This window comes from Psittacicella gerlachiana, assembly GCF_003585965.1.
GTDB classification, from domain to species: Bacteria; Pseudomonadota; Gammaproteobacteria; order Enterobacterales; family Psittacicellaceae; genus Psittacicella; species Psittacicella gerlachiana.
Window position 1 is genome coordinate 1 of record NZ_NRJF01000132.1, and the last position, 11,008, is coordinate 11,008.

Annotated in this window: 9 protein-coding genes; 6 read left to right on the forward strand and 3 right to left on the reverse strand. The window is 34.7% G+C overall.

Annotated features, from left to right (window positions below; genetic code table 11):
• The coding region (locus CKF59_RS04960) for a BspA family leucine-rich repeat surface protein (RefSeq protein ID WP_119534863.1) at nucleotides 1-1,160 on the forward strand (1,160 nt) is incomplete at its 5' end.
• Between the two features lie 70 nt (nucleotides 1,161-1,230).
• On the opposite strand, the gene rimM is transcribed toward CKF59_RS04960, so the two are convergent.
• The 3 genes from rimM to CKF59_RS04975 form a co-directional block, all read right to left on the reverse strand.
• Nucleotides 1,231-1,755: a ribosome maturation factor RimM gene (gene rimM / locus CKF59_RS04965; RefSeq protein WP_119534864.1), complete on the reverse strand. Its 525-nt coding sequence runs from the start codon at nucleotides 1,753-1,755 to the stop codon at nucleotides 1,231-1,233.
• A 20-nt stretch (nucleotides 1,756-1,775) separates the two neighbouring features.
• A complete protein-coding gene (gene ribA / locus CKF59_RS04970; RefSeq protein WP_119534865.1) occupies nucleotides 1,776-2,465 on the reverse strand; it encodes a GTP cyclohydrolase II in 690 nt (229 codons plus the stop codon).
• 93 nt (nucleotides 2,466-2,558) lie between these two features.
• Nucleotides 2,559-4,259 (reverse strand): exonuclease domain-containing protein, encoded by a 1,701-nt coding sequence (locus tag CKF59_RS04975; protein ID WP_119534866.1) that lies wholly within the window; start codon nucleotides 4,257-4,259, stop codon nucleotides 2,559-2,561.
• Nucleotides 4,260-4,391: 132 nt separating this feature from the next.
• Here CKF59_RS04975 and CKF59_RS04980 point away from each other — a divergent pair, with 132 nt between their 5' ends.
• From CKF59_RS04980 to CKF59_RS05000, 5 genes are all read left to right on the forward strand, one after another.
• On the forward strand, nucleotides 4,392-4,874 hold the full coding sequence (locus CKF59_RS04980) for a hypothetical protein (RefSeq protein ID WP_119534867.1): 483 nt from the start codon (nucleotides 4,392-4,394) through the stop codon (nucleotides 4,872-4,874).
• A 138-nt stretch (nucleotides 4,875-5,012) separates the two neighbouring features.
• Nucleotides 5,013-5,477: a hypothetical protein gene (locus CKF59_RS04985; protein WP_119534868.1), complete on the forward strand. Its 465-nt coding sequence runs from the start codon at nucleotides 5,013-5,015 to the stop codon at nucleotides 5,475-5,477.
• Nucleotides 5,478-5,573: 96 nt separating this feature from the next.
• The gene (locus CKF59_RS04990; RefSeq protein WP_119534869.1) at nucleotides 5,574-6,032 is read left to right on the forward strand and encodes a flavodoxin domain-containing protein; all 459 of its coding nucleotides are present in this window, start codon (nucleotides 5,574-5,576) and stop codon (nucleotides 6,030-6,032) included.
• 1,358 nt (nucleotides 6,033-7,390) lie between these two features.
• Entirely contained in the window at nucleotides 7,391-8,503 is a 1,113-nt protein-coding gene (gene ald / locus CKF59_RS04995; protein ID WP_119534870.1) for an alanine dehydrogenase, read from the forward strand.
• Nucleotides 8,504-9,608: 1,105 nt separating this feature from the next.
• Nucleotides 9,609-10,937, forward strand: coding sequence for a sodium-dependent transporter (locus CKF59_RS05000; protein ID WP_119534871.1), 1,329 nt, complete (start codon nucleotides 9,609-9,611; stop codon nucleotides 10,935-10,937).
• The last annotated feature ends 71 nt before the right edge of the window (nucleotides 10,938-11,008 follow it).

The following is an 11,008-nucleotide window of genomic DNA, read 5'->3' on the forward strand; positions in this document are numbered from 1 at the left end:
TAAACTTTATTGATGTTTCTCGTATCAAAAACTTTGATTTTCTTTTTGCTCATTACATAAAACCTGAAAACAATTCTTACCTTCTTTGCGATTATAAATATACAATTAATATAGATATTAGTAACTGGAATACTTCAAATGCTACTTCAATGAAAGGAACTTTTGCTTGTGCCAAAGATTTTAATGGTGATTTAAGTAAATGGAATACGCAAAATGTAACTGATATGAGTCATATGTTCTTTAGAGCTATAAGCTTTAATAGCGACATAAGTAAGTGGAGTACATCAAATGTCACTAATATGAGTTATATGTTCTTTGATGCCATAAGCTTTAATAGTGACTTAAGCAGATGGGATACTCAAAATGTAACTGACATGAGTTGGATGTTCTCTGGAGCTAAGAAATTTAATAGTGACCTAAGCAAATGGAACACCTCAAATGTAACTGATATGTCGTTTATGTTCTCTAGTGCTACAAACTTTAATAGTAATTTAAGTAAATGGAATACAGCAAATACAACTAACATGCAAGCGATGTTCTCATGGGCTGAAAACTTTAATAGTAACTTAAGCAAATGGGATACTTCAAAAGTAACAGATATGAGTGTAATGTTCAATCGTGCTAAAAAGTTTAATAGTGACTTAAGTCGATGGAATACTGCAAATGTTACTGATATGGGTGGTATGTTCTATGAAGCTATAAAATTTAATAGTGATTTAAGTAAATGGGATACCTCACAAGTCACTAACATGTACAGTATGTTTCTAAAAGCTAAAAGTTTTAACAGTGATTTAAGTAAGTGGAATACTGCAAAAGTTACTAATATGACAGGAATGTTCAATAATGCAACAAAATTTAACAGTGATTTAAGTCAATGGAATACTAAAAACGTAACTTCCATGAATTATATGTTCTATAATGCGAAAAACTTTAATAGCGATTTAAGCAAGTGGGATACTTCAAAAGTAACTACTATGAGTAGTATGTTCCGAGGAGCTACAAAATTTAATAGTGATTTAAACAAATGGAATATTAAAAAAGTAGAGTTCATGATATCAATGTTTTATGGCTCAAGAATATCTTACGACTCACCAAATATATCTGGGTGGAAAAACAAATTAACTCCTGCTAAATATCAAAGTGCATTTGATAAACCTTAGTAATCAACTTCGGTTACTTTTTAAATTAAAAAGAACCCTAAACTTTTTCGTTTAAGGTTCTTTTTTATTCTTAAAATTCTGGATCCCAGTTAATCACAATTTTCTTTTCATGAATATCTACTGAAACTAGATATTGTTCGATAAATGGTACCATACGATCTTTACGGTCATAAGCATCATTTAACGGAGCTTGAAGCACAAGAACATCATTTGCTCCTGTTTCCATAATTTGCATTACCGTACCTAGCTCATAACCTTCAGGTGTAAATACCTTACAGCCCATTAAATCTTTCCAGTAGTACTCACCATCTAATTCAGGTAAATCTTCATTTTTTACATAAACAAACAAATTATTAAATGCTTTAGCAGCTTCTAAAGAATCTAAACAATCAAGTTTACATACTAAATGATTTGCATGTACTTTCCAGCTTTCTACTTGTACTGGAGTTAAGGTATTGTTAATATTTACAAACCAATTTTTATAAAAGAAAATATTTGCTGGTTCTTCAGTAAAGGAATTAACACGAATCCAACCTTTGTAACCATAGGTTGAACCTAGTTTACCAACAGTGATCATTTTTTCTTTTTTTGCCATTTTGCTCTTTCCTCAAGAAATTATTTTTTCTCTTCAGTTGGTGTAGTTTCTTTGTTTGCAGTTAGATCATTACCACAGTCATTCTCAAAACTTAAATGCATATTTCCCGCATTTAAATCAGCTGAGGTAAATAGGTGATCCATTTTTTCTGTTTTAATGCGTAAGTAGTCTTCGTTATATTTGTTTTTTCCTACTACTAAAGGACGACGAGCAACTATATTGATCCCATCCTTACGCATAGTTTCTAATTTTTCAGGGTTATTGGTCATAAGTTCAATCGACTTAACCCCAAGCATTTCATAAATTTGCGCACAAGCGTTGTAATCACGCATATCTGGAGCAAAACCTAGAGCTTCATTAGCTTCTACAGTATCTAGTCCAGTATCTTGTAACGCATAGGCTTTGATTTTATTCGTTAAACCTATCCCACGTCCTTCAGCACGATGGTAAATTAAGATCCCACGCCCCTCTTCAGCAATGTTTTTCATTGCTGTGTGTAACTGAAAGCCACAGTCACATTTGAGAGAGTGGAACACATCTCCGGTTAAACATTCTGAGTGAATACGACTTAGTACTTTTTCACCGTCACCTAAATCACCCATTACCATAGCTACATGTTCTTTACCATTAGCTACTTCTTCAAAAACCATTATCTCAAAAATTCCGTAAGTTGTTGGAAGTTTTGCTTGTGCTTTTTTTTCTACTAACATGTGTTCTTGTCTCTTAGTTTTGTTTGCTTTTGTCCTTCTATTATAAGCTAGGGGTCAAGTCTTTATAAAGCAAAAACAAACTCTAAATTGTATTTATTCTGGAGTTGCTAACTCTTGTTCTTCTTCCTCATACTCGGCTTCTGCTTCTTGTTCCTCTTCTTGCTCTGCTAAAGCCTCTTGCTCTTGTTGTAATTTGAGGAGACGAGCTTGCGACATTAAACTATAAGTATTTTGGATATTGAACTCTTCGCAAAATTGTTCGTGACGTTGCAACTCTTCTTCGGTTAAGGTTACTTCCAATCCTTGAGCTAAAGCTAATAATTCGGGTTCTAAAGGTGGAGTATCTTCATCTTCAAAATTCCAAATAATCGGACTACGGAAACCTTTGTTACGGTCAATAAACCACTCTTCTTGTAAAGAGTTAAGCATTCTCGTATAAGCTTCAGCAAGAATCATGGAGTCGAGTAAAGCTCCATGGAGTTCACGGGCAATTTGGACTTCAAAACGCTCTGAGAGGGCATCAAGTGAAGCACGACCTTGATAAAGACTACGAGCTAAAACTAAAGAGTCGATCACTAAACAAATATCTTCAACTTCAAAGTTATATCCCGCACGCTTTAATTCCATATTCACGAATGAAAGGTCGAAGGGAGCATTATGAATAATTAGTACTTTTCCGATAACTAAACGAATAAAGCGTTCGGCAAAACTCGTAAAAATCGGAGCATCAACTAGATCTTTGTTTTTAAAGCCATGAACCTTATAAGCTTCGTGTTCAATTTCTACTTCTTCAGGATTAAACACTTCATCAACCATGCTCGCCGTATCATTGATATCTAGCTTATCATTGAGCATAGGTACCATCCCGAGAGTAATAATTCTGTGCCCTTCTGATGGTTGCTTCCCTGCCTCACGGGTCATCCCCGTGGTCTCGGTATCCATAAAGTAACAATCGAATTTATGTTCATGAATTACTTTTACCCAAGCTAAACTGTGTTTTTGGAAAGAAACTTGGGTTGGTTCTGGAGTTAGCTCTGGGTATTGATAATAAAGTTCAACCTCAAAACGAGTTAGAGGAAACTCACTTTCTTCAAACTTGTTTTGACGCCAGTTTTCAACAATAGCTCGTTTCGCAAGATACTCTTCTTCGTTTTGCGAAAAAGTTACTGGAGGATTTTTAGTATTACCTTGTTGGGGGTCATAGTAGCGTTGATAAATGCTATAATCAAAAGGTAAACTCTCAGGTTCTCCTTGCTCTTGTGGAGCAGTAAAACCAGCTTCTCCACCATAGTTTTGTCCGCCAATCATTGCTCCTGGATCAAAAAACTCTCCACGTCCTTGCAAAGATTGTTGAAACTCTTGTTCAAAAGTAGCTGGAGGAACTAATTCATTCTCTGCAGGATCAAAAACAGGAGGAACTTGGATATCTTGCTCAAAAACTTGTACCTCTTGGTTACTCTGAGTAGAAGTAGCTGGAACTTCTTGAGCTTGACTCTTAGTTGAATCCTGATTGCTTGGAGTTTGACTGCTTGGATTTTGGATACTCGGAGTTTGACTACTTGAAGATTGGTTACTCAAAACTTGACTGGTAGGAGTTGCTACGCGAGTTAACTCATCTTCATCATCTTCTTCATCATCGTCCGGATCAAGATCACTAGCATAAAGATTCGCTGAACTTAAACGTTTACGAGCTTCAAGATCTTCAATTTCACTTATAGAAAAACTAGACGCTCGAGTTGAGGTCTCTGTAGCATTAGTTACTATAGATTCTGAAGTATTATCTTTTGCCGTCATACGTAAAAATTCCTTATGCTTAATCTTTGAGAATCAAACTGCTATTATAGCAAATAAGACAAATTAAAGTGTTAAACAAGATAAAAAAGATATAATAAAAAGTAATTCCATCTTTTACGTTTAAGGACTTTTATGCTTAATCCTATAAAACTCTTTTTACTGTTTATCTTTACTTTGAATAGTAACTTGGTTCTTGCAGAACCCTTAGAAATTTATGGTCTCAATAGTCAAGGCAAGGCTAATGTTTATCTTGGCTGTCTCAATTGCTCTCCCCAAAAAGCTAATTCAATTTGGAATGATCGAGGCAAGTATGGTTTCTATAATTATCTTGGGAAAGCTTCGATTTGGAATCGCATGAGTGCTTACGGAAGTGTTTCTAGTCCTCGCTCCGCTTTTGCTTCCGGTTGTAATCCTCAAGCTCCCGTGGTAATTGGACGTTATACCAAACTCAACTATGGACGCTTTTGTGTTAAAGGAATTCCTGTAGGCAATAATTCTCAAGCTTATCGTAAAGTACTAACGTTTTTACGTGAAAACGAACACAAAATTCGAGGGAAGAGTTTTTCTCAACTTCCAGCAAATCTCCAAAGTTTTATAAAAAAGTTTTCAGAATAAACTTTGAGCTGAACTTTAAAAATTAAATCTAACTGTTTTCATACTTGTTTGTAAACTTTTATCCTACTTGTTTGTAAGCTTTTATCAAGTATCATTAGATCATTTTTTAACCTTATAACCTCAACTAATTTTTTGCATATGCACTTACCTAAATCTATTTACGTTTTCTTCGTAGCTTTAATTACTTGTGGTTTCCTAAGTAGTCTACCAGCTCAAGCTCGTAATAATACGCTTGATGGTCTCGAAGCTATGTATATCTATAGTGATGATGGCAAGAATACTTTTCTTGGCTGCTTAAACTGTTCAACACGAGCTTCCAACTCAATTTTAAATTATGCCTCGGTTTACTATAGCGAAATCAAAACTAATTCGATTTATAATCTACGTGGCAAATATGGTAACCCTAATAGTGAATATTCCGTTACTAATCCTCAAGCTACTAATCCCCCTTTACTCATAGGTAAAGATAGTAAAAAAGTATATGGTAAATTGTCGCTAGGAGAACAAGGCTTTAAAAGTCCAACCACCGCAACTATTTACCAAATTTTACAAAATCAATTAGCTAAACGTAATCTAGATACACCACCAGCAGTTAATTACTAAGAGAGGAACAAAGATTTTAAAACTTCTAATCTCGAGTTTGCTATAATTCTAGTTATTCCTCCCATTCACAAATTTTATCTTTTCTTATAAAAAATTATGAAATTTTATGTTGTTTCTGGTTCAACTCTCGGTACAGCAGAAGTAGCTGCTGAAACTATAGTTGAAGAATTTGCAAAACTCCCACAAGGAGAGCAAGTTGAAGCTCAATTATTACATTCGCCAAGCTTAGAACAAATTCAGGATGCTAGTCACTTAGTAATTGTTTGTAGTACCCATGGAGCTGGTGAATATCCTGATAGCTTTGTTCCTTTTGTTGAAGCTCTCGAAGCAAGTGAGCAACCTTTACCAAACTTAGAGAAACTTCTCCTTATAGGTATAGGTTCAAGTGATTATGACACTTACAATGGAGCAATTAAACAACTAGCTCAAGTCTTTAAGCAAAAGAATCTTCAACCTCTAGTTGAGCCTTTATTAATTGACGTCTCTGAAGACTTTACGCCTGACTTAACCGCTGCTTCTTTATTTACTGCAAATATCGATGAATTTTTTGCTTAGTTTTTGATAAAATAAAGATAGGGACTTAGTTATACTAATTTCCTTAGTTATGGCTTAGCGCTATAACCATAATTTAAGTATCCTATCTTTAAGCCCCCTAAAGTTTTAAACTTTTTGGGGCTTTTTTAGTGCTTTTTAGGGCTTTTTTAATGCCTCTTGCTACTTTTTCTAATTCTTTACCTATCTTGCTACTTACTTCTCTTTCCTTACAACTTCTCCCCCTTTATTTTCTTACTATTTTTCAAACTTCTAAAAAACAAAAGCTTACTCCTCTTAGATAAGATGACAAATTTTATGAGATCCCACACAACTAACTAAGGATTTAGTGAAAAAACTTGGAAAAACTGTTAGTAGGCAACAACAATTTTTATAGTATTTTGCTGATTTTTCAATAATCTTGGAAATTTGTGATAATGTATAAGTATAGATATAGATCATCTCGTTTTATACTCACCTTTATTTACAAATCTAAATCTGAGTTAGTTACTTTTTTTCTCCACCTAATTTTTTAAGTTCTTTAAATCTGACCTCTTAAATTAACCATAAAATAAATTTAAAACATCTCAATTTAAAATTACAAAAAATTTAGAAGCTAGTAAAAAATCTAACTTGCAAAGCGAGTTTTTGCGAAGCGGATACAAAATTATCTCAGCTTTTTTACCTCAAAAAACCTCAGAAAGAATAAGAGCTAAATTCATTTTTACAGGACATTATCCCGAGTTTTAGAAAAATGTCTATTCTTTGATCAAAAAAAGCTCAAATGATTCGATTTTTTCCCCTTGCAATTTGCTTTAATTCTTGGTATTCTTATGTTTTGTCTGGGGAGATCCAAGCTTCTCCTACGCCGACAGGACCGGCAATTCAGATAAAATTTAGGCCAATTTTTATACTATATTTATAAACCAAATTTATGAACTTTTAGGTTTGTAGCTTTCCTAAAACCAAACATAAATTTTTTACAGAATTCATCCACATTTTTTGTGCTTAATTGCCAAAAATGTTCTTACTTAGATCAAGAAAGGATCAAAAAAGATCAAAAAAAGGACAAACGATAATTTTTATTGTGACCGGCTTCTCAGTTTGAGCTTTTGCTCTCCTAAAGCCCTAGCAATTTAAATCACCGCCAACTATACTAGATGATTGAAAACTAACTGTTATTTCTTAACTTTATCTTTATATAGAAACACTATATAAGAACTTTATATAAAGCCATACTACCTCTATCCGCAAATTAATAGTTTAATTAAAGATGAGATCTCATCACTTGCTTTAATGAGATTAGCTTGCATAGAGTTATGAGTTTAAGAATAGTTAGGGGACTTTAACTTTTACCTTTTTTGATTAAGTGAGGAATAAGTATGATTATCGGTTGCCCAAAAGAAATTAAAGTTCAAGAATACCGTGTAGGTTTAACTCCGGATAATGTAAGAGCTTATGTTGAAGCTGGACATACGGTGTATATTGAACATCAAGCAGGTGTGGCCATTGGCTTTACCGATCAAGATTATCTCGATGCAGGGGCAGTTCTCGCTACTAAAGCTGAATTATTTGCACAAGCGCAAATGATTATTAAAGTAAAAGAACCTATTGCCGAAGAATATCATTACTTCAAGCCAAATACTATTTTATATACGTACCTTCATTTAGCAGCTGATCGTGAATTAACAGAAATGTTAGTTGCCAAAAACATTGCTGCTATAGCTTATGAAACCATTAAAACTCCTCAAGGTCTCCCTTGTTTACAACCTATGAGCCAAATTGCAGGGCGTTTAGCTGCTATAGAATCTACTAAATTTAGTCAAATTACTTTTGGCGGACGTGGAGTTCTCTTTAGTGGCGTCCCAGGTACTCCTAAAGGTAAAGTACTGATTTTAGGAGGCGGGGTTGTAGGTTTAAATGCAGCTCAAATTGCTATGGGCATGGGAGCAGATGTAACCATTATGGACGTAGACGCTAATCGTCTTGCCTATATAGATCAAATGTTTGATATGCGTATAAAAACTCTCTTCTCTACGCGCGAAAACATTCTTGCTGAGTTACCTACTGCCGATGCCGTAATCGGAGCAGTTTTAATTCCAGGTGCCAAGGCTCCAAAACTTGTACGTCGTGAAGACTTACAACTCATGAAACCAGGTGCGATTCTTACAGATGTTGCCATAGATCAAGGTGGCTGTTTTGAAACTAGTAAAGCAACTACACACAATGACCCAGTCTACATTGTAGATGGAGTTGTACACTATTGTGTGGCAAATATGCCAGGCTGTGTTGCTCGTACTTCAACTATTGCTCTTACTAACTCTACCTTAAAATATGGTTTAGAGTTAGCCTCTAAAGGCGTAGTCGCAGCTTGTACTCTTGATCCCGCTTTAAAAGCTGGCTTAAACACTTATCAAGGTCATATTACCTTCCCAGGAGTAGCACAAGCCTTTGCTCTCCCTTATGTGGAAGCTGATCAAGCTCTAGCCTCATAAGTTTAAATTATTTACTTTTTTATGAATAATTTACTTTGTGGTTAGGGACTACCGATTGCTCTTAGTAATACTCTTTTTTATTAAGCCCCAAAAAGGTAAGTATTGCTAAAAGCTCAAAGGAGAGTTCACTCTCCAATCATAAATCTCTTTTGCATGACCAAAGGTCAGATACGTGATTGCAAAAGGATTTATGCAACTCTTAGGTACAAATTCGTTCTCTCTAGAGTATCAGAACTCCATTTTATGCAGTCCTGGTACGAGAACCAGTTCTTTAGCAATAAAGAACCTAATTCCTTAAGGAATTTAGATTTGTACCCATCGGTTGAAGGACGCAACAACTTCGGGGCTTAAGTCCTTGTAATCTACTGTATCTGGCCTATAGTAGATAACCAAAGCTACAAGGGTGAAGTTGGATAGGCTTGCCTATCATGCGTCCTTTTTTCTTCCGATCCGCTACTTTAGCTGTATGGTTTTGGATAACTAAATAAGGGATAATGTAGGGAAAACGTTATTCTGGCTTTAGTTATCAGAAAATTATTATCACAGGTTCAGCACATACATTGTGGATAATTTTTTTCTCTTAATCGGCGGACTATACAGCTAAAGATTTTTTCTTCCCAATCTCCTTTCCAAAGTAAATTATTCTTGTCGTACAAAAAGACAAGTTATCTCTGGCTACCCCTCTGTAGCCCAAATCAATAATCAATTTCAAAACTTCAATCTAAAAATCTTAGACTTTTTCAAGCAAAAGCTCACTATTCTTTAGCAACACGCTTAGGTAATTTCTTTTTGAGATAAAATCTTGCTCTTAACCTATTTTAGGTTTTACCTAAATGTACTTCTCTTTAGGTTAAGGGATTTTATGTCTACTTCTTGCGGAATTTTTCTTTCGCTTTACTTTTTTAAGATTATTTTCCATGATTTTACTAGTAAAATCACTTTAAAAGCTATTATTCCCCTCAGCTTTTTATATAATATAAGGCGATTTTTTAAAATTTTCCTTAAAGAAATCAAAGTTGTTATTTTTAGCAATCCTTATCTCAAAGAAAAATTAAATATTTACTTGTGTTTTTTTACGTTATAAAACACTCTACTGGAGTTCTATATGGCAAATGAAAGACAAACATGGTCAAGTAGAGTTACTTATATTTTGACCGTGGCAGGAGCTACCATTGGCTTTGGAGCAACCTGGCGCTTTCCTTACTTAGTGGGACAAAACGGAGGAGGAGCTTATGTGCTACTTTTCTGTATTTGTATGTTAGTTATCGGGATTCCGATGATTCTTGTTGAAAATGTAATTGGTCGTCGTCGCCAAGTTAACTCAGTTGACGCCTTTGGTGGTACTGCCAATGGCAAAAAGATCTCTCCTTGGTGGAAAATTGTAGCCTACATGGGACTGGCAGGATGTTTTGGGATTATCGCCTACTACATGGTAATTGGTGGCTGGGTCTTTAGTTACATTTTTGATATTATTCGTGGAGCCTTACCTATAGGACAAGAGGTAACTGGAGAGTTCACCAGTCAATTCTATGACCAAGCAATTGCTGGATCTCCGTATATGATTACCCTCTATACGGCATTATTTGTAGCCATTAACTGGTTTATCCTCTCAAAAGGGATTATCGATGGTATTGAGCGAAGTGTAAGATTCTTAATGCCTCTGCTCTTCCTCTTCCTCTTAATTATGGTAATTCGTAATCTAAGTTTACCAGGTTCAATGGAAGGGGTAATCTTCTACTTAAAACCAGATTTTAGTAAAATTACGCCACAGCTCTTTATCTTTGTTTTAGGGCAAGTATTCTTTGCTTTAAGTCTAGGCTTTGGGGTATTAATTACTTTAAGTTCTTACCTCTCAAAAGAAGAGGATCTCGTAAAAACCTCTATTATTACTGCAGTTATTAATACCTTAATTGCTGTAATGGCAGGCTTTATGATCTTCCCTGGACTTTTCTCTTTTGGTTTAGCTCCGGATTCAGGTCCATCGCTTGTATTTAAAACTCTACCAATTGTCTTTAGTAAAATGGCTTTTGGTGCAGTATTTGCGGTAATCTTCTTTACTCTACTTTTAGTAGCAGCTTTAACTACTTCAGTAACTCTATATGAAGTATTAATTACCGCTCTCCAAGAAAAAACTCGCTTAAATCGTCAAGCTTCAATTGCTGTAGTTTTAGTGGGAACTTTTATTCTTGGTAATATTCCTTCAACTTTTGATGATAATATTTTTAATTGGTTTGATTTTACCTCTGGAAATATTCTCTTTGTACTTACGGCTCTTGGCACTTGTATCTTTACTGGCTTTTGCTTAAAAGACGAAGCAAAAAAAGAGTTATCTTACTGTGCCGGACCAACTACAGTAAATATTTGGTTTAACTATGTAAAATATGTGTTACCAATTATTATTTTAGTAGTCTTTTTCTACGGCTTAATTTATTAAGAATAAATTAAATCACCGATAAAATAACAATACCAATAAAGGATGTAGCAAGTGCTACATCCTTTATTGGT